The organism is Caballeronia sp. HLA56 (assembly GCF_054655155.1).
The window spans coordinates 573837-593208 of the sequence record NZ_BAAHOB010000001.1; the positions used below are offsets into that span (position 1 = coordinate 573837).

The following is a 19372-nucleotide window of genomic DNA, read 5'->3' on the forward strand; positions in this document are numbered from 1 at the left end:
GTAAAGTAATAGGCCCTCGCCCGCCGTGCGGCATTGCGGCCGGGCCATGCACTTCACATACAGGAGACAGACATCGCGATGAACGATACCCAAAAATCCCCCGAACTGCGCATCGCCGCCGATACCCTTCACGCCTATGTGCGCGCCATCTGGGAAAGCGCCGGCAGCGCGCCGCGCGAGGCCGAACTGGTGGCGGACCATCTCGTGATGTCGAATCTCTCGGGGCATGATTCGCATGGTGTCGGCATGATTCCGCGCTATACGTCCTCGCTCGCGGATGGCCAACTCAAGCTCAACACGCATGCTGAAATCGTTCGCGATGCGGGCGCCGTCATCACCGTCGATGGTCGCAAGGGCTTCGGTCAAGTGGTTGCCTACGAGGCGATGGAATTCGGCATCGAGCGCGCGAAGAAGTTCGGCGTGTGCGCGGTCGGCTTGCGCAACGCGCATCACATCGGCCGGATCGGACACTGGGCGGAGCAATGCGCGAAGGCAGGGCTCGTGTCGTTTCACTTCGTAAATGTAGCGGGCGATCCGCTGGTGGCGCCGTTCGGCGGTATCGACCGGCGCTTCGGCACGAACCCTTTTTGCGCGGCGTATCCGCGTAAAGGCAAGAAGCCGCTGGTGCTGGATTTCGCGACAGCGGGCATTGCTTACGGCAAGACGCGCGTGGCCTACAACAAGGGCGTGCAGGTCGCGCCGGGCATGTTGCTCGACCACGCAGGCGTGCCGACGCTCGAACCGAAAGTGATGCATGAAGAGCCGTTCGGCTCGCTGACCGCATTCGGTCTGCACAAGGGCTCGGGGCTTGCCGCGCTCTGCGAGATTTTCGGCGGCGCGCTTTCGGGCGGATATACCACGCATGAGAGCACGCTGGAGAAGTCGAGCGCGATCATCAATTGCATGACTTCGGTGATTCTCGACCCGAACGCGTTCGATGCCCCGGCCGCAGAGGCCGAAGCGGAAGCGTTCCTCGAATGGATGAAGGCTTCGCCGAAAGCCGCTGGCACCGATGCGATTCACGCGCCCGGCGAACCGGAGGAAGCGCGCCGCGCCGAGCGCAATTCGAACGGCGTGCCGGTCGACCCGACTACGTGGCGGCAGATTCGCGAATCGGCTGTAAAGTCGGGGATGGCGGAGACGGAAATCGAGAAGTTCGCGGGCGCGTTGAAGTAACGTGAAACCGAAGGGCAAATTGGTCAAGCCAGTTTGCCCTTCGCGCTTTGTTTTGCTTGATGGCAGATTGCCTCTGGCCTCAGTCGCGGAATAACGGCGCGACTTTCAGAGCCGAAGCGACACCATTCACCGCACCATTTCTTTCTCGATCCAGTCAATGACCGAGGTCCGCTTCGGCTCCCAGCCCAGCAGGAAGCGCACGCGCTTGCCTCTGACGCGGCTGTTGGAGCCAAGCCCGTAGTTGGCCATCTCATAACCCCATTCCTTGACGGCATCTTCAAGCGGCCAGTCTTCGGGGCCGCGCAATTGCATCGCGCGCGCCATGGCGGTGGTCATGTCGCGATATTGCGCCTCGCCGCTTTCGATGAAATAGAACGTGCCGGCCGGCGTCTTGTCGAGTGCGCGTCGATAAGCGTCGACGACATCGTCGATATGCACGTTCGACCAGATGTTCAGCCCGCGTCCGACATGACGCACGATGCCGCTCTTCTGCGCCTGACGTTCGAGTCGCGGCAGTTGCACGCTTGCGGTGTTCGGAATGGCGCCGTGACCGTAGATCAGCGTGTTGCACAGCACGGCAGAGCGCACGCCACGCTTGGCGGCGCCCAGCACGAGCTTGTCGATGGCCACGCGCGGCGCCTTGTCGGCGGTCGGTTCCGGCAGATTCTCTTCGGTGTAGATGTTGTCCGATGCTTCGCCGCCCGACGCATCGCCGACAATGCTCGATCCGCTCGTGTGCAGGAACGGTTTGTCGGAGCCTTCGAGCGCGGCGATCAAGGTTTCGACCGCGCCGCGATGATCGCTGCTGGCCGCGTTGATGACTGCATCGGCAGAACGGGCTTCGGCGGTGAGAAGCGCGGCGTCGTCGAGACTGCCGACGACGGGCTCGATACCCGCCTGCTTCAAGGCGTCGCTCTGCTCGGCTCTGCGGATCAGGCCGCGCACCGTGTGACCGTCGCGCGCGAGTCCCGCCGCGATCGAACCGCCGATAAAGCCGCCTGCGCCTGTGATGAAAATCTTCATGTTTTGCTCCTGTGGTCCCATGCAATGCGATTTGCGGGAATTCGTTTGAACCGATGCAGAGAGTATGTCCCGTTTCGACTTTCGCAAAAACGATGCTAGTCTCAAATCAAACTTGACTTGAAATCAACAATCGATCCGCATCGCGCCCGCATGAAGACCAATACCGACGAACTGCAGGTTTTCGTGACCGTCATTGATAGTGGTTCGATGACCGCCGCCGCCGAAACGCTTCAGCAAACCGTATCCGGCGTGAGCCGCACGCTGACGCGCCTCGAAAAGAAGCTCGACACGACCCTCGTGCGCCGCACGACGCGCCGTCTTCAACTCACCGAGGAAGGCGAGCTGTTTCTGACGCGCGCTCGCGCCATCCTCGCCGCGATGGATGACGCCGAGGAAGCGATCTCGCGCCGGCACGAGCGTCCGGCCGGGCGGCTGCGTGTGGATGCGGCGTCGCCGTTCGTGCTTCACTGCATCGTGCCGAATGTGAAGGCGTTCGCCGCGCTTTATCCGGACATCACGCTGGAACTGACGAGCAACGAGCGCATCGTCGATCTGATGGAGCAGCGCGTCGATATCGCGATTCGCATTGGCGTCCTGCAGGATTCGACCTTGCACGCGCGCTCGCTCGGCAGCAGCCGGCTGCGCGTACTGGCGAGTCCGGATTATCTTGCCGAACACGGCGAGCCGCGTGATGTCGATGAACTCATGCGCGCGCGGCTGATCGGCTTCACCGCGCCCGAAAGCCTCAATGACTGGCCGTTGCGTGCATCGGGCAATATTCCGGGCGCGCCGTTCGTGACGATCCGGCCTGCGGTATCGGCGTCCAGCGGCGAGACTATCCGGCAATTGGCGCTCGATGGCGGCGGCATTGCGTGCCTCGCCGAATTCATGACCGCCGCCGATATCCGCGCGGGCCGTTTGCGTCCGATACTTGACGACGCGCTCGAAGACGTGCGTCAACCGATCAGCGCGGTGTTCTATCAGACCGAATCGATGGCCGCGCGCTCGCGTGCGTTCCTCGACTTCCTGGCGACGAGGCTCACGCTTTGAAATCAAGCTTTGATAATCACTCGACCATGACCATGCCTACGATCAAGACCATCAACGCACCCGAACTTCCGGTTCCCGCCGGCCACTACAGCCACGCAACGCGCGTGGGCAATCTCGTCTGCGTTTCGGGCCAGTTGCCAATGCGCCCCGACGGCACGCATACCGGGGACCGGCCGTTCGAGGAGCAGGCAGAGCAGACGCTTGCCAATCTGCGGACCGTGCTGGAAGCGGCGGGCGCGCGCATCGAGGATTGCATCGAGGTGACGGTGTATCTCGTTGGCGTCGATCACTGGAAAACGTTCAACGAAATTTACACGCGCTTCTTCGGCGACTGGAAGCCGGCGCGCGCCGTCGTGCCGGTTGGCGCGTTGCATTATGGATATCTGGTCGAGATATCGGCGCGGGCGTGGGTGGAAGACGGACGATGATTTTGGCTTGGGATCATCGCGGCTTTCCACGGGTGTTGAGTTTCGCGCGTGATCTTTGAAATGCGAGTCGGCCGTCGCCGCGCGAGTTACGGCATTTGTTGAATCCGGAACGGCTCCGGGCGTGACGGCTTGCGTCGCGCAACGCAGTTCCCGGCGGCTCGCTGCCTCGCGCGCTTTACGCCGAGTCCGATATTTTGTCGGATACCGGAGGACTTCGACCGGACGCGTAATCCCTCGCGTGATGCGAAGTTCCGTCCGGCCGTCGGCACGCGAGTGTTGTCAGGCCAAATCCAGCGCCCCCGTTAAATCGCCGAGCGGCTTCTCCCCGTTCGCCGCAAACGCCCGATCCCGCGACGCCACGCCATCGAGCGGTTCGAGATCGTGCACGCGCGAGATGAAGCGAAGAATCGAGTTGGTGTCGTAGACCGTGTGATCGACATATCCCTTTTTCGCGTACGGCGAAATCACCAGTGCCGGAATGCGCGAACCCGGCCCCCAGCGATCGCCCTTGGGCGGCGAGACGTGATCCCACCACCCGCCGTTTTCATCGACCGTGACGACGATCACCGTGTTCGCCCATTGCGGTCCGCGCTGAATATGCTCGATGACATTGGCGATATGCCGGTCGCCCGAAGCGACATCCGCATAGCCCGCGTGCATGTTGAGATTGCCCTGCGGCTTGTAGAACGTGACGGAAGGCAGGCGTCCGGCATCGATGTCCGCGAGCAGCTTGTTCGTGGATGGATCGTCGCCGAGACCCGCATCGCGCAAATGCCGGGCGCGTGCAACCGTGCCCGGCGCGAAATTGCGAAAGTAGTTGAACGGCTGATGGTGATACTGGAAGTCCGGCACCGAACCCGTGTCCCGATGATCGAGCGCGTACTGCCACGCGCCGCTGTACCACGCCCAGTTGACGCCCTTGGCCGAAAGCCGGTCGCCGATGGTCGCGTAAGTCTGCGGCGGCAGCACGAGCGGATTCGAAGGATCGGCGGTGAAGCTATCGCCGCCGGGCGCGGGACGCACGTTGCTCGGCTGGTACGGCGGGAACATCGTGTTGACCGCGTAGCCGTCCGCGGTGAGGGCGCCATCGCGAACGAATTTGGGCGGCCCTTCGAGCGCGGATTTCGGCGAATCCGGCGCCAGTTTCAGGCGCGGCGTGGTCGGATCGTCGCCATCCACGACGGCGAGCAATCGCGCCGCCGGGGTGTTGCGCACATCGGGATAAAAGGGTGCTTGCGCCGAGATCAGGAAAATGTGGTTCAGCCACGAGCCGCCGAATGCCGACATGAAGAAGTTGTCGCATAGCGTGTATTGCTGCGCGAGGCCCCAGAGCCTGAGCGTATCGGGCGAATTCTGGTAATGGCCCATGACGAGGCCACCCGAGTCGCCCCACGCGGCGAACTGGTTATTGCGGCCCGCGTTGATCTGCATCTGGTTCTGATAGAAACGATGCACGAGGTCGCGTGTAATGACCGAATTGGGAAGCGGCGCGCCGTTCGCGTCCATGATCCGGAAAGGCGAGTTCTTGAGGCCAGCAATCTGCTGCTCGGTGATGGCGTAGCGCGTGCCATCCACTTCCTGCGCCTGCGGCACGAGCCCGCCCCAGATTTTCGGCAGTGTGGGCATGGGCGTGACGCCATCACGGTCGAGCTGCGTGAAGCGCGACGCCGACACCGCCGACAGCGGATACTGCACGCCCGGAAAATTCCCGTACAGATTCGTGAAACTGCGGTTTTCCGCGTAGATCACGACGATCTGCCGCACGTTCGCCGTGAGCGTGCGGTCGAGCGCGACATCAGCCGCTGTTTTTGGTGTGGCAGGCTTCTGTTCGAAAAGATTGCAGCCGCCCAGCGATAAACCGGCGAGTCCGACGCCGGCCGCGAGCAAGCGGCGCCGCGCCGGATCGACAGGCGCGTCGTTCGCCGATGCTTCAGGAAGGGAAGACAACTCGTGATGCGGATGGTCGTTCTCGTTCATCGCCTGACTCCTCGTGGTCTTGTCGCACGCACCGCGCGCCGTGCATCGACGCCTTTTCACGCCGCACGCACCAAGGGCGCGCACGCTTTTCCGCTCTCCGCTGAAGAATGCGGTGACGCGGGCCCAACTGAGAGCGCATGATGCCGTATCGGCGCGCTTGGCGAAACCCGGCCAAACGGCATAAGGCGGATTGCGAACGGCTGCGTATCCGCCTATGTCACTTGGCCGACTGGAAACCGCCGGGCCGCGTGACTAACATCAACTGAACACGAGTTTGGCTCCGACCAGAATCAGCGTCGCGGCAAGCAGGTAACGCAGCACGGTTTCGGGCGCTTTCGAGGAAAGCATGCTGCCAATGGCAATGCCGGGAATCGAGCCGACCAGGAGCGAGAGCAGAAGCGCCCAGTCCACCGAGCCGAGCATCCAGTGCCCGGCGCCGGCAATGAGCGTGAGCGGCACCGCATGCGCCACATCGGAACCGACGATGCGTACCGTCGCGAGACGCGGATAAAGCAGCAGCAGAACCGTCACGCCGATCGCGCCCGCGCCGACCGACGTGATCGAAACGAGCACGCCGAGGATGGCGCCCGTCAGCACGGTCAGAGCGGTTGTGCGGGCAGGGCGTTCCGCTCGTCCCTGGCCTTTGCGGTAGGCCAGTCGCGCGAGCTGCGGCCGAAACACGAGCGACACGGCCGTGATGAGCAGCGCGACGCCGAGAATCAACTGGATCAGGCGGCCCGTGTCGGGTGACGTCACACCGTGCCGGTGCAGGAAATTCAGCGTGATAGCGGCGGCCGGCACGCTGCCTGCGGCGAGGCGACCAGTGATGCGCCAGTCCACCGAGCCCTTGAGGCCGTGTACGAGCGTGCCGGCGGTCTTGGTCGCGGCGGCGTACAGCAGGTCGGTGCCGACTGCCGTTGCCGGATGAATCCCGAAGAGCAGCACGAGCAGCGGCGTCAATAGTGAACCGCCGCCCACGCCCGTGAGGCCGACCAGAAAGCCGACGCCGAGGCCCGAAGCAGAATAAAGTAAGTCGATATGCGGAAATGCCATGGATGCGGAGACCCGTCAGGCCCGGTCCGGTCGAAAAACCGTCGATGATATCCGGTGAGCGGCCCGATTGCTGCGCTTGAGCGGCGGGCACCCTGCAAAAACATCGGTCTGGTCAAGCTGGCCGGCCGTCGTGATTACACACTACTTTCAGTTCAGGAAGGCGCAATGGACACAAAGGATCAGACGCAGGACCAGACGCAACAGCAGCAGCAACAGGCGCAAGCGACTATGCCCGGCGCGGACGATGCCTTCATTCCGACCGAGAACGTCAACATTCCGAGCGAGCGCCAGTTCGTCCTGAAATCGGGCAACACGTTCGCCGTCTACGACGCCAACGGCGATATCCGCGGCGGCGACGACGGCCTGTTCGTCAACGATACGCGTGTGCTCTCGCAATTGGTGCTCACGTTCGGTGGACGCGCGCCGTCACTGCTTTCAGGCAGTGTATCGAGCGATAACGCTGTCTTCACCGCGCACTTGACCAACCGGCCGCTGCCGCCCATCGGCGGAGCCCAGACACCGGAAGGCGTTATCCACGTCGAGCGCAAACGTGTGCTTTCCGGGCACGTATTGCACGAAAGCATCGTGCTGACGAACTACGGCACCGAGCCATCCACGGTGCCGATCTCCATTTCGTTCGCCGCGGACTTTCTCGATATGTTCGAGGTGCGTGGCTCGAAGCGCCAGAAGCGCGGCACTTTGCGGCCGCCCATTGTCGAAAATGGCGAGGTGGTGTTGCGCTATATCGGCCTGGACGAAGTAGAACGCACCGCGCGCATCCAGTTCACGCCCGCGCCGGACGTGCTCTCGCCAACGCGCGCCGATTACGCGCTGCGTATCGAATCGGAGACGGCGATTTCGGTCTATCTCTCCGTCACGGCCGTGACACACGCGCTCAGCGACGCCAGCGAAGAGAGCAAGCGCAACGCCGCCGAAGCCGCCGAGTGTGCGCCCGAATCGGGCCGTCCGGCTATCCGCGAGGCGCTCGTCGAGGCGCATCGGCGTATGCGGGACCGGCGTCGCGCCAGTGCGCGCGTGCGTTCGAGCAATCCACTCTTCAGCGAATGGATCGACCGGTCGCTGGCCGACCTCGGGCTTCTCACCACCGATCTCGAAACCGGCCCGTATCCGTATGCGGGCATCCCGTGGTTCTCCACCGCGTTCGGGCGTGACGCGATCATCACGTCGTTGCAAATGCTGTGGCTGCATCCCACGCTCGCGCGCGGCGTGCTGCGCTTTCTCGCGGCTCATCAGGCGCGCGAGGACTCGGCGTTCCGCGACGCGGAAATCGGCAAGATCATGCACGAGACGCGCAAGAGCGAGATGGCCGCGACCGGCGAGGTGCCATTCGCGCTTTATTACGGTGGCGTCGACAGCACGCCGCTTTTCATCGTGCTCGCGGGCGCGTATGCGGAGCGCACCGGCGATCAGGCGCTCATCGACGAAATCTGGCCCGCGTTGCAACTCGCGGCGGACTGGGTCGCGCGTCATTGCGACAAGAACCCGCACGGCTTGCTCGACTATCAGCGCGCGTCCGAGCATGGACTCGCCAACCAGGGCTGGAAAGATAGTCAGGACTCCGTGTTCCATGCGGACGGTAAATTTCCCATCGGACCGATTGCGCTGGTGGAAGTGCAGGCATACGCATCGACGGCATTCTCGACGATGGCGCGGCTTGGTCGCGAACGCGGCGAACACGAACGTGCGGACGAGTTCGAGCGGCGCGCGCGCCATATCCGCGAGCGCGTGGAAGCAATGTACTGGATGCCGGAGATGGACTTCTACGGCATAGCGCTCGACGGGCGTGGCGACTTGTGCAGGGTGTTGTCATCGAATGCGGGGCATCTGCTCGCGTTCGATCTGGTCGAGCGCGAGCGCGGCGAGAAGGTCGCGCGTCAGCTCGAATCCACCTTGTTCCACACCGGCTGGGGCGTGCGTACGCTCGCCGCCGGGCAGCCGCGTTTCAATCCGATGTCGTACCACAACGGCTCGGTCTGGCCGCACGATACGGCGTTATGCGCGCGTGGCCTTGCGCGTTACGGCGAGCGTGGCGCGGCGGTTGGTCTGCTGCAGGCTTTGTTCGAGGCGGCCGTCACGTTCGACATGCGTTTGCCCGAGCTGTTTTGCGGCTTCACGCGTCAGCGCGGCGAACGGCCGATCGCTTATCCGGTGGCGTGTCTGCCGCAGGCGTGGGCAGCGGGCGCGCCGTTCATGGTCCTCGAAGCGTGTCTCGGCGTGACGATGGACGCGGTCAACGACGAGATACGCATCGACCGGCCGCAGTTGCCGGAGGGCATCGACTGGCTGGAGATCGGCGATCTGCGTCTCGGCGACAAGAACGTGACGATCACGTTCCGGCGCGTGGGCGGCCAAGTGGTGCCGTCGGTGGAAGGGGATGCGCGGGTCGTCGCGGTGCTTTGAGTGAAGAAACGCGCAACGCGTGGGAAGCGTTGCTTGCGAGGTTTCGGGAAATGACCTCGCAAGCTGCGCCGTCCATCCGCTCGAACTTAACGCGCGGAAATCAAACCGCCACGCTGCCCACGTAGTTCTCGGCCAGCGCCGTCGCCGCCGCATGCGAAGTCGTCACATGCTCCAGTTCCGCGACCTGCAGGCGTTGCTCGAAGGGCGACGTATCGTCGAGCTTGTGCAGCATGCGCGTCATCCACCACGAGAAATGCTCCGCGCGCCACACGCGCTTGAGCGCGGTCTCGGTATATTGCGCGAGCTTGTCGCTTTTGCCTTCCTTATAGAAATCGACGAGGGCGGCATTGAGCACCCGCACGTCCGACACCGCGAGATTCAAGCCCTTCGCGCCCGTCGGCGGCACGATATGCGCCGCGTCGCCGGCGAGGAAGAGCTTGCCTGACTGCATCGGCGTGGATACGAAGCTGCGCATACCGACAATGTTCTTCTGAAAAATCTTCCCTTCCGTGATCTGCCAGCCATCGTGGGTATCGACGCGTGCGTGCAGTTCGGCCCAGATGCGGTCGTCGGACCAGGCATCGACGGACTCTTTCGGATCGCACTGGAAATACATGCGCTGCACGCCGGGCGAGCGCGTGCTGATGAGCGCGAAGCCGCGGTCGTGGCGCGCGTAGATGAGTTCGTCGGACGAGGGCGGCGCTTCGACCAGAATGCCGAACCAGCCGAACGGATACACCCGCTGATAGTCCTGCCGCACCGCTTCTGGAATGCACGGGCGCGAGACGCCCTGCGAGCCATCGCAGCCGACGATGAAATCGCACTCCAGCGTTTCGGCGCGCCCTTCATGCGTGTACTCGATGCGCGGCTTGCCGTCGCTGTTCTCCGCGAAATCGTGCAAGCTCACGTTCGACACGTTGAACTTGAGCGCGCCGTTCGCCGCAACGCGCGCCGCGACCAAATCCTTGATGACTTCATGCTGCGCGTAGACCGTGATCGAATGGCCCGTCAGTTCTGTCAGGGCGATACGGCGCCGTTGTCCCTCGAAAGCCAGTTCGAAACCGTGATGCAATGCGCCTTCGGCCTGCATGCGCGCGCCGACTCCCGCCTGATTGAGCAAATCCATCGTGCCTTGTTCGAGGACGCCCGCACGAATGGTCGATTCGATGTCCTGCTGACCGCGCGCTTCGAGTACGACCGACTCGATGCCGCGCAAATGCAGAAGATGGGAAAGCAGAAGCCCGGCCGGGCCCGCACCGACGATGCCGACTTGAGTACGCATGATGTCTCCTTGATTGCGTCGAAATGTTGTGCGTACAGTCTCGTTGCAGCCTCGGTATGTCGCAACGCGATACGGAACATAGCGCCTATCCCATTTCGAGATAAAGGCCCGAAAATGCCGCGATCACGGGTCCATCCCTTGCTGACTCAGGGTAAATCCCGAGCACGCAATCGAATGGAGAGAACAAATGAGCGCGAAGAATTACCCCAAGCCGCCGTTTCCTGAACAGCAGCAAGAACGCCGTCCCGGATTGACCAAGCCGCTCGATCCGCAGCCCGACCACGGCGAGGAGAGTTACAAAGGTAGCGGCAAACTTGCCGGCAAGACTGCGCTCATCACAGGCGGCGATAGCGGCATCGGGCGGGCGGTGGCGATTGCATTCGCGCGCGAAGGCGCGGACGTGGCGATCTCTTATCTCGACGAACACGACGACGCCAAGGAGACGGCCCGCTGGGTGGAAGAAGCGGGACAAAAGGCGCTGCTATTGCCCGGCGACATCACCGACCGCGCGCATTGCCGCGAACTCGTCGCGAAGACGGTGGAGGCGTTCGGCCATCTCGAAGTGCTGGTCAACAACGCCGCTTACCAGATGACCTACGACGGCCTCGAAGACATTAGCGACGACGAGTGGGACAAGACCTACTCGACCAACATCGGCGCGATGTTTCGCATCACCAAGGCGGCGCTACCGCATCTGAAGGAGGGCGCGGCGATCATCAACACGACGTCGGTGAATGCGGACGCGCCGAATCCCGGTTTGATCGCGTATGCGAGTACGAAAGGGGCGATTCAGAACTTCACGGGCGGCCTCGCGCAATTGCTGGCCGAGCGCGGTATTCGTGCAAATTGCGTGGCGCCGGGACCGATCTGGACGCCATTGATCCCTTCGACGATGCCCGTCGAGAAGGTCAAGAATTTCGGCTCGCAAGTGCCCTTGAAACGCGCCGGCCAGCCTGCCGAACTGGCCGCCGCTTACGTGCTGCTCGCCTCGGACGAGGCGAGCTACATCTCGGGCGCCACTGTCGCGGTGACGGGCGGCAAGCCGATCATTTGAAGCCGCGCGTCACTCGCTCAACTGCTTGCGACGATACTCGCCCTGCCGCGTCAGCATCCAGCCGGGATATTCGGCGGGAAGCTGGCTCACTTCGTCGAGCGCGGCGAGCTCGTCGGCGTTGAGCGTTACCTTGGTCGCCGCGATGTTGTCATCGAGTTGCTCGATACGTTTCGCCCCGACGATCACGCTCGTCACCACCTTCTGGTGCAACAACCAGGCAAGCGCGATCTGCGCCACCGAAACGCCCTTGGCTTCGGCGACACGACGCATTACGTCGATACAGTCATACGCGCGGTCCACGTTCACGGGCGGAAAATCGAACTTCGTGCGGCGGCCGCCTTCTTCCTTGCCGCCTTCGCGCGTGTACTTGCCCGACAAGAGGCCACCCGCGAGCGGACTCCACACCATCAAGCCGACGTTCTCGCTTTGTAGCAACGGGACGAGTTCGCGCTCCAGGTCGCGCCCGGCGATCGTGTAATACGCCTGCAACGACTCGAAACGCGCCAGGCCCAGACGCTCCGAAATGCCAAGCGCCTTGGCGATCTGCCACGCGGCCCAGTTCGACACGCCGATGTAGCGCACGTGGCCGTGCTGCACCAGATTGTCGAGCGCGCGCAGTGTTTCCTCGATTGGCGTGGCGGGATCGAATCCGTGAATCTGATACAGATCGACGTGATCGAGTTGCAGGCGCTTGAGACTCGCCTTCACGCCATCGATGATATGAAAGCGCGACGCGCCGCGCGAATTCACGCTCTTGGTTCCCGCCTCGCCCAGAATCTTGGTCGCGACGACCACGTTCTCGCGCGGCACCTTGAGGTTCTTCAACGCCTGGCCCGTGATGATCTCGGACTGGCCGTCGGCATAGACATCGGCGGTATCGATGAAATTGATGCCCGCGTCGAGCGAGCGGCCGACGAGCTTGTCGGCGTCCGCCTGCTGAAGCTGACCGATGTTGTCCCAGATGCCGCCGCCGCCTCCGCCGAAGGTCATGGTGCCGAGGCACAGCTCGGAGACGAATAGGCCGGTATTGCCGAATTTCCTGTAGCGCATGGAAGGCTCCAGAGTAACGATGCGGTGATCGGAAGGCGCGAAGTGTCGATGTTTCGACCGGTCGACGCGTCGCGCCGGCAATGCAGTATCTTCCCGCGCCTCTTGCGTGTCATAGCCTGATCCTGTCGAATCCTTGCCAATTCCTGCAAAGCGGGCGCGCGACCCTAAGCACAACCGCGCCCGCGCGAGTAAGCTAACGAGACTCCTTCGAACGCTAAATTCCTCGGAAAATCATGGCGCTGAACGACACACCCGGCCTCGCCGACAAAGATCCGCACGAGCATCCCAGAGAGATGCGCAATGACAATCAGATGCTCGATCCCGCGCTGGATCAGGCGCGTCTCGAACTCGTCTCGCTACTCGACCGCTTGACGGCGGGCTGCGAGGGTTCCATCGAAACCTGCGTGCCAGGCGTCTTCGTGCACCGCATTATGAATCCGGGCGGGCCGAAGCCGGGTATTCAAACGCCCGCGCTCGCGCTGATCGCGCAAGGCACGAAGCGCATCATGGTTGGCGACGACGTCTACGTCTACGACCCCATGCATTACCTCGTTTCGTCGGTGGATCTGCCGGTGATCGGGCAAGTGACGGTGGCAAGCGAAACGGAGCCCTATCTCGGCATGCGGCTCGATCTCGATGTCGAAGAGATCACGTCGCTGATTCAGGACCAGCATCTGCCGCCCGTCACGCAGTCGGACGCCACGCGCGGCGTGTATGTGAATCGACTCGGCAATTCCATGCTCGACGCGGTGCTGCGCCTCTTGCGCCTCATCGACACGCCGGACGACGTGCCCATTCTCGCGCCGCTGGTGAAGCGCGAGATTCTGTATCGGCTGCTGATAAACGGTTCCGGCGCGCGGCTGCGCCAGATCGCCTTGCAGGACAGTCAGACGCAGCGCATCGCGAAGGCCATTCTTCTGCTGCGTCAGAACTTCGATCAACCTTTGCGCGTCGAAGATATCGCGCGGGACGTGCATATGAGCGTGTCCTCGCTGCATCATCATTTCAAGGCCGTGACGGCGATGAGTCCGCTGCAGTATCAGAAGCAGTTGCGCCTGCAGGAAGCGCGGCGTCTGATGCTGCTCGATATCGCCGATGCCGCGACGGCCGCGCATCGCGTCGGTTACGAAAGCGCGTCGCAGTTCAGCCGCGAGTACAGCCGCCTTTTCGGCGCGCCGCCGCTGCGCGACACGCGGCGCTGGCGCGATGCCGCCGCAACCGGCGCCTGAACGAAGCCAAGCGCGCCGCACGGTCGAACAAAGCTTGCCGCATGGCGATGCGACGGCGCTGCCGCATCGGTTTATTTCATCGTCCGCGGAATAGCGCAGCGCTGCCGAACGTTCTACGGATACTTCTCCAATAAGGAAGATGAAATGAAGAAGCGCATCCTCACGATCGTCACGGCCGCGGTTGCGGCGGCGTGTCTGGCATCGCCCGCGTTCGCCGCGGCGCCGAAAGAATCGAACGGCATGTTCGTCGATGACAACGGCATGACGCTCTACACCTTCGACAAAGACACCAAGGGCGGCGCGAGCGCCTGCTCCGGCGGCTGCGCGCAGGCGTGGCCCGCCGCGATGGCGGGCGCCTCGGATCAGCCGAGCGGCAAGTGGACCACCGAAACCGCCGACGGCGGCAAGCAATGGGCGTACGACGGCAAGCGCGTATACCGCTTTGCCAAGGACACCAAGCCCGGCGATAAAAACGGCGACAACTTCAAGGATGTCTGGCACGTCGTGAAGCCGTAAGCGTTTCTGCGAGCGGGCTCGCGGGAATAAACCGGCGAGCCTGCGAGTCTTCTTTCTGACGGGACACGAACATGAAACGACTGTCCGGAGCAGCGTTGCTCCTGGCTGCGCTCGTCTGCGCGCTGGCGTCGAGCGGCTGCGCGAGCGGCACGGCGGGTGCTTCGGGTAATGCGGGAGCGGGCGCCGCCGATCCGGTCATGAAGGGCAGCTACTGATGCCGAATCGTCCGGATCTACGGCCGTGAGTTTCGAGAGCGATCTCCTCGCGCATCTTCCGCAACTGCGCCGCTATGCGCGCGCGTTGACGGGCGACCGCGCCTGGGCCGACGATCTCGTGCAGGACGCGACCGAGCGTGCGTTGAATCGCATGCGGTCGTTTCGCGCGGGGACCAATCTGCGCGCGTGGCTGTTCACGATCATGCGCAACCTGTATATCGACCAGTTGCGCGGACGGCGCGACATTGCCGTCGACGATGAAACCGCGCCGTGGCGGCAGATGGCCGCGCCGCGTGGCGAAGTGGACGGACTCGTGCTGCGCGACGTGCAACGCGCGCTTTACTGCCTGCCGGTCGAACAGCGCGAAGTCGTGTTGCTCGTGTGTGTCGAGGAAATGAGTTATCAGGAGGCCTCCGTGGTCTTGAACGTGCCAGCCGGAACCGTGATGTCGCGCCTCTCGCGGGCGCGCGAACACATGCGCGTTCTGCTTGGCGAGGAACCGGGGCGCCGTGCGTCGTCGCTGAAAGTGGTGAGCCGGACATGACCCACGACGAACGACCGCCGGATCGCGACCTTCAGGCGCTCTCTGCCTGGCTCGACGACGAGCTTCACGGCGATGAGCGCAAGGCCGTCGAAGCGCGCCTGGCCGATGACCCCGCGCTGCAGGCGACTGCGACCGACTATCGCGCGCAGGACAATGCGTTGCGCGCGCTCTTCGCGGCGGAGCAGGCCGAGCCGCAGATCGTCGTCATGCGTGCGCGAAAGCGCGAGCGCTTTCTACTGGCCGCGTGCTTTCTCGTGGTGGGCGTCGCGTGTGGATTCATGATTCACATGCTGCTGCCTGCGTTCGGCGAGCCGCGTGCGCGCTTCGCGGAACGCGCGGACATTGCCTACGCGGTGTATGCGCCGGAGCAACGTCACGCGGTGGAAGTGGCGGCGTCGCAGCAGGACCATCTCGTCAATTGGCTGTCGAAGCGGTTGAATCGAACGTTGACGATTCCATCGCTCGTCGAGTATGGCTTTCAGCTCGTGGGGGGCAGGCTCTTGCCCGGTGAAGACGGGCCGGCCGCGCAGTTCATGTATCAGAACGCAGCGGGCGAACGTCTCACGCTTTACATGGCGACGGTACGACGCAACGACGCTCAGATCCGGATGCTGCGCGACGGCCCGCGCAGGACGTATTACTGGGCCGCGGACAGCGTGGGTTATGCGCTCTCGGGGCAGATCGGGGAGGCCAAGCTGCAAGCGATTGCCTACGACACCTGCAAGGAACTGGGCGGCAACCCCAAGGACTGGTGAGGCTCAGGCTCGCCAGGCAAAAAAAGCCGCAGCGCTTCGAGTCGCTGCGGCTTTTTCTTTAAAGCAGATCAATAACGATGCGGCTCTTCGTGGTGCGGACGATGGTGACGTTCCCACTCGTTACGCGCCCAGTAGCGATGACCGTCCCAGTAGCGCTCGCCATGCCAGCCGACCTTCACCACATGATGCGGACGATGATCGTCCGCCGATGCAACGTTCATCATGCCCATGCCAAGCGACGCTGCAAGGGACGCGATCAAGAGGCTCTTCTTAGTCTTGTTCAACATGATTTGCTCCTTCGGTATTCGTGGTCTTCCGTTGGCTCGCTTCGTAACTACGAGCGCGGTGGTAGTAGTTATGGATTTTTGTCATGCCAGTGTTCTAGCGGTAGTAATCGTGATGATGATGGTAACCGCCACCGTCCGGCAGGATGATGCAGCCCGAGAGTGAGCCCGCGAGCGCCACGCCCAGTGCTACAAGTATCGCCAGCTTCTTCATGGATTTCTCCTTGGTGAGTCCATGAAGAGCAATTTAGCGGTTCGTAAAATGACAAGCCGTGTTCGTTTGTAAGCAAAGGTGAAGCTTGAAATATTTGGAAGCATGCTTATTAATTTGAGATTGCCGCTGTCGGCCCGCGGGCGTGGCATTATCCTGAACTACGATCAGGCTTATCGGAGTGACACATGGCGCATATCAGCACGGGCGTGGAGTACGCGCTGCACTGCATGCTCTATCTCGCGGAGCCGCCGCACGGTGTGAGCGGCGCCAGCGTGCGCGATTTGGCGGAACTGCAAGGCGTGCCGGCGGAGTTCGTGGCGAAGCTGTTCACGAAGCTGCACAAGGCGGGGCTCGTCACCGCGACCGAAGGCGCGCGCGGTGGTTTCTCGCTGGCGCGGCCATCGCGAGAGATCAGCGTACTGGATGTCGTGCATGCCATCGATGGCGACAAGCCGCTCTTCGAATGTCGCGAGATTCGCGCGCGTTGCGCGGTGTTTGGCGAAGAAGCGCCGCCGTGGTCGACGAGCGGCGTGTGCGCCGTTCACGCCGTCATGAAGAACGCGGAGAAGCGCATGCGCGAAGCGCTGGCCGCGGACAAGCTGTCCGATCTCGCAGGCCGGGTGAATGCGAAGGCGCCGCGCAGTTTCGGGCCGCAGGTCGTCAAATGGCTGGGCGGAAAGAACGTGGGCAAACGCGCCGCGCGAGGCTAGTCTGCGCCGTCGCCAATCAACGCACGATGGTCGGCTTTATGTTCGGCGTAAGCGATACGCCCACGACGTGCCCGTCGCGCACGCCGCATCGGCTGTCCACGCGCGTCCATTTCGTCTTGCCGCGCGCCTTGGCGAACGCGCGCATCACGATGACCTGATCCACTGGAATCGGATTGCCCACGCTAAACACGGGCGTTTCGCTGTCGATTCTGGCTGACAACACGCGGCGGTCGGGCACGATGAGCGCGTCGTACTTCGGCGCGTCCGCAACCCAGCGGTCGAAGGCCGCGACGCATTGCGCGACGCTCTCCGGCACATGCAGCCGCGACAGATACGAATAGTCTTCCGTCACGTTATCGGGCGCCTCTTGGGCCTGCGCGATCTGAAACATCGAAGCGGACAAGAGCAATGCGAACAAGGCGGGAACGAAGGCAGTTTTCATGCGATGAGTCATGAGCGGCGAGAGCGAAGAGGCGGACAAAGACGAGCCTGCGCGATGAACGGCAATACGCTGGCGCCTGTCACGTGGGCTCGGGCGACATCGCCAACGTCGGCACGGATCGGGCGCGTCTTTTTGAGATTTCGCGAAGTATACCGTGTGATGTTTCGGCGCGTCGAGCGTGCGGCGCGTGTCGAAGGTGGATCGATGGCGTTTGGGCTGCGTGTATGCTGCGCTTTCGAACTCACAACGAGGCGCGCGATGAAAACAGTGAGATGGTCGCAAGTGGACGGCACAGGACTGGAACATCTCGTACTGGACGATGAAGCGTCGCCGATCGTGATCGAGAGCGTGGTCGCTGGCGAAAGCGAGGCGGGCGCGTTCGGCCTCGTCTATCGCATAGAGTGCGATGCGCGCTGGCAGGTCACGCGGCTTGCCGCGAAGCTGGCGGGCGGTGCGACGCTCGATCTGCATCGGTTAGATGGAGACGACGGAGACGAACACGCATGGACCAACGCCAACGGCTCCGCACGCGATGAACTCCGCGGTTGTATCGACGTCGACCTGAGCGCGACGCCTTTCACGAACACGCTGCCCATTCGCCGGTTGAAGCTGCAACGCGGTGAGCGGCGCGTGATTCGCGTCGCTTATGTGAACGTGCCGACGTTGACTGTCAGCGCGGTCGAGCAGGCTTATACGTGCCTGGAAGATGGGCGCCGCTATCGCTACGAAGGGCTCGATACGGGCTTTACGGCCGAGATCGATGTCGATGAGAACGGGCTCGTCACAGCGTATCCGGGGCTATTCAAACGTACTGCCTGAGCGCGCGTTTGTTCCCGAGCGGCGATAATGCCGCATCGATCGCACTTACCGGATGAACCCAAGATGACCGCCCATTCCAGCGCATCACCCCGCCTGACCAGCCTCTCGCACGGCGGCGGCTGCGGCTGCAAAATCGCGCCCGGCGTGCTCGCCGACCTGCTCAAGCGCAGCACGCCACTGCCCGCGTTCCCCAATCTCCTCGTCGGCAACGATACCGCCGACGATGCCGCCGTCTACAAGCTCAACGACGAACAGGCTATCGTTGCGACGACCGACTTCTTCATGCCGATCGTCGACGATCCGTTCGACTTCGGCCGCATCGCCGCGACCAATGCGCTCTCGGATGTCTATGCCATGGGCGGCAAGCCAATTCTTGCGCTCGCACTCGTCGGCATGCCGATCAACGTATTGCCGCATGACGTGATCGCGCAAGTGCTCAAGGGCGGCGAGTCGGTGTGCGCCGAGGCGGGCATTCCCGTCGCGGGCGGGCATTCTATCGATTCGGTCGAGCCTATCTACGGGCTCGCCGCGCTCGGTATCGTGCATCCGTCGCGCGTGAAGCGCAACGCGGCAGCGCGCGCGGGCGACGTGCTCGTGCTCGGCAAGCCGCTCGGCGTCGGCATTCTGTCGGCCGCATTGAAGAAGGATCAACTCGATGCCACGGGCTACGCCGCGATGATCGCCGCGACGACCAAGCTCAATCGCCCCGGCGCGGAACTCGCTCTGCTTGATGGCGTGCACGCACTCACGGACGTAACGGGCTTCGGCCTGCTCGGCCACGCGCTCGAACTCGCACGCGGCGCGCAACTTACCGCACGTATCGACTATGCAAGGCTGCCGTGGTTGCCACAGGTGCGCGAGTTCGTGCGCGCGGGCATTTACACCGGCGCGTCGGGACGCAACTGGAACGCGTATGGCGCCGATGTATCGCTTGCCGCATCCCTCGACGCGCCTCAGGACGAGGCTCGCAACTTGCTTACCGATCCGCAGACTTCGGGCGGCCTGCTCGTTTCGTGCGCGCCTGAAGCCGTGAACGACGTGCTCGCGATCTTCCGCGCGGATGGCTTCTCCGACGCCGCCGTGATCGGCGAGATGGTGGACGGCGCGGGCCGTATCGAAGTGGCCTGAGA

General features: G+C 63.1%; 20 protein-coding genes. 13 read left to right on the top strand and 7 right to left on the bottom strand.

Translation table 11 applies throughout. The annotated features are described in order from the left end of the window. Nucleotides 1-78: 78 nt before the first annotated feature. Nucleotides 79-1176: a malate/lactate/ureidoglycolate dehydrogenase gene (locus ACYQ47_RS02695; protein ID WP_244828300.1), complete on the top strand. Its 1098-nt coding sequence runs from the start codon at nt 79-81 to the stop codon at nt 1174-1176. Between the two features lie 126 nt (nt 1177-1302). Here ACYQ47_RS02695 and ACYQ47_RS02700 read toward each other — a convergent pair whose 3' ends face one another. Next, the gene (locus ACYQ47_RS02700; RefSeq protein ID WP_250493312.1) at nt 1303-2199 is read right to left on the bottom strand and encodes an NAD-dependent epimerase/dehydratase family protein; all 897 of its coding nucleotides are present in this window, start codon (nt 2197-2199) and stop codon (nt 1303-1305) included. Between the two features lie 150 nt (nt 2200-2349). Between ACYQ47_RS02700 and ACYQ47_RS02705 the strand changes: the two genes are divergently transcribed. Together ACYQ47_RS02705 and ACYQ47_RS02710 are read left to right on the top strand one after the other, a co-directional pair. Continuing rightward, nucleotides 2350-3249: a LysR substrate-binding domain-containing protein gene (locus tag ACYQ47_RS02705; RefSeq protein WP_250493313.1), complete on the top strand. Its 900-nt coding sequence runs from the start codon at nt 2350-2352 to the stop codon at nt 3247-3249. A 32-nt stretch (nt 3250-3281) separates the two neighbouring features. Next, nucleotides 3282-3677 carry a RidA family protein gene (locus ACYQ47_RS02710; protein WP_244828295.1) on the top strand — a complete coding sequence of 132 codons (396 nt, stop codon included), beginning with the start codon at nt 3282-3284 and terminating at the stop codon, nt 3675-3677. A 279-nt stretch (nt 3678-3956) separates the two neighbouring features. Here the strand turns inward: ACYQ47_RS02710 and ACYQ47_RS02715 are convergent, their stop codons facing one another. Further along, nucleotides 3957-5654 (bottom strand): acid phosphatase, encoded by a 1698-nt coding sequence (locus tag ACYQ47_RS02715; protein WP_310393147.1) that lies wholly within the window; start codon nt 5652-5654, stop codon nt 3957-3959. A gap of 258 nt (nt 5655-5912) precedes the next feature. Further along, nucleotides 5913-6707, bottom strand: a complete 795-nt coding sequence (locus tag ACYQ47_RS02720) for a sulfite exporter TauE/SafE family protein (RefSeq protein WP_459904384.1) — start codon at nt 6705-6707, stop codon at nt 5913-5915. Nucleotides 6708-6935: 228 nt separating this feature from the next. On the opposite strand from ACYQ47_RS02720, the gene ACYQ47_RS02725 reads away from it, so the two are divergent. Then, nucleotides 6936-9128, top strand: coding sequence for an amylo-alpha-1,6-glucosidase (locus tag ACYQ47_RS02725; RefSeq protein ID WP_244829703.1), 2193 nt, complete (start codon nt 6936-6938; stop codon nt 9126-9128). Between the two features lie 100 nt (nt 9129-9228). Here ACYQ47_RS02725 and ACYQ47_RS02730 read toward each other — a convergent pair whose 3' ends face one another. Further along, nucleotides 9229-10410, bottom strand: coding sequence for a 4-hydroxybenzoate 3-monooxygenase (locus ACYQ47_RS02730; RefSeq protein ID WP_459904385.1), 1182 nt, complete (start codon nt 10408-10410; stop codon nt 9229-9231). A gap of 187 nt (nt 10411-10597) precedes the next feature. Here ACYQ47_RS02730 and ACYQ47_RS02735 point away from each other — a divergent pair, with 187 nt between their 5' ends. Beyond that, nucleotides 10598-11464, top strand: a complete 867-nt coding sequence (locus tag ACYQ47_RS02735) for a glucose 1-dehydrogenase (protein ID WP_250466884.1) — start codon at nt 10598-10600, stop codon at nt 11462-11464. Nucleotides 11465-11473: 9 nt separating this feature from the next. Here ACYQ47_RS02735 and ACYQ47_RS02740 read toward each other — a convergent pair whose 3' ends face one another. Further along, nucleotides 11474-12514, bottom strand: coding sequence for an aldo/keto reductase (locus ACYQ47_RS02740; protein ID WP_250466886.1), 1041 nt, complete (start codon nt 12512-12514; stop codon nt 11474-11476). Nucleotides 12515-12747: 233 nt separating this feature from the next. On the opposite strand from ACYQ47_RS02740, the gene ACYQ47_RS02745 reads away from it, so the two are divergent. The 5 genes from ACYQ47_RS02745 to ACYQ47_RS02765 all read left to right on the top strand — a co-directional run bounded on the left by ACYQ47_RS02745 (nt 12748) and on the right by ACYQ47_RS02765 (nt 15773). Continuing rightward, nucleotides 12748-13743: an AraC family transcriptional regulator gene (locus ACYQ47_RS02745; RefSeq protein ID WP_459904386.1), complete on the top strand. Its 996-nt coding sequence runs from the start codon at nt 12748-12750 to the stop codon at nt 13741-13743. Between the two features lie 144 nt (nt 13744-13887). Further along, a complete protein-coding gene (locus ACYQ47_RS02750) occupies nt 13888-14259 on the top strand; it encodes a COG4315 family predicted lipoprotein (RefSeq protein ID WP_244828283.1) in 372 nt (123 codons plus the stop codon). 71 nt (nt 14260-14330) lie between these two features. Then, the gene (locus tag ACYQ47_RS02755) at nt 14331-14474 is read left to right on the top strand and encodes a hypothetical protein (RefSeq protein WP_244828281.1); all 144 of its coding nucleotides are present in this window, start codon (nt 14331-14333) and stop codon (nt 14472-14474) included. A gap of 25 nt (nt 14475-14499) precedes the next feature. Beyond that, on the top strand, nt 14500-15018 hold the full coding sequence (locus ACYQ47_RS02760) for a sigma-70 family RNA polymerase sigma factor (protein ID WP_459904387.1): 519 nt from the start codon (nt 14500-14502) through the stop codon (nt 15016-15018). Further along, on the top strand, nt 15015-15773 hold the full coding sequence (locus ACYQ47_RS02765; RefSeq protein ID WP_459904388.1) for an anti-sigma factor family protein: 759 nt from the start codon (nt 15015-15017) through the stop codon (nt 15771-15773). Before ACYQ47_RS02760 ends, ACYQ47_RS02765 begins: the two co-directional genes overlap by 4 nt. 68 nt (nt 15774-15841) lie before the next feature. Here the strand turns inward: ACYQ47_RS02765 and ACYQ47_RS02770 are convergent, their stop codons facing one another. After that, nucleotides 15842-16057 (bottom strand): hypothetical protein, encoded by a 216-nt coding sequence (locus ACYQ47_RS02770; RefSeq protein WP_404989445.1) that lies wholly within the window; start codon nt 16055-16057, stop codon nt 15842-15844. 399 nt (nt 16058-16456) lie between these two features. On the opposite strand from ACYQ47_RS02770, the gene ACYQ47_RS02775 reads away from it, so the two are divergent. After that, nucleotides 16457-16981, top strand: a complete 525-nt coding sequence (locus ACYQ47_RS02775) for an RrF2 family transcriptional regulator (protein WP_244828276.1) — start codon at nt 16457-16459, stop codon at nt 16979-16981. 16 nt (nt 16982-16997) lie between these two features. Here the strand turns inward: ACYQ47_RS02775 and ACYQ47_RS02780 are convergent, their stop codons facing one another. Beyond that, nucleotides 16998-17423 (bottom strand): BspC domain-containing protein, encoded by a 426-nt coding sequence (locus tag ACYQ47_RS02780; RefSeq protein ID WP_250493323.1) that lies wholly within the window; start codon nt 17421-17423, stop codon nt 16998-17000. 258 nt (nt 17424-17681) lie between these two features. Here ACYQ47_RS02780 and ACYQ47_RS02785 point away from each other — a divergent pair, with 258 nt between their 5' ends. Together ACYQ47_RS02785 and selD are read left to right on the top strand one after the other, a co-directional pair. After that, on the top strand, nt 17682-18242 hold the full coding sequence (locus ACYQ47_RS02785) for a putative glycolipid-binding domain-containing protein (RefSeq protein WP_459904389.1): 561 nt from the start codon (nt 17682-17684) through the stop codon (nt 18240-18242). 63 nt (nt 18243-18305) lie between these two features. After that, nucleotides 18306-19370, top strand: coding sequence for a selenide, water dikinase SelD (gene selD / locus ACYQ47_RS02790; RefSeq protein WP_250493325.1), 1065 nt, complete (start codon nt 18306-18308; stop codon nt 19368-19370). Nucleotides 19371-19372 lie beyond the last annotated feature (2 nt).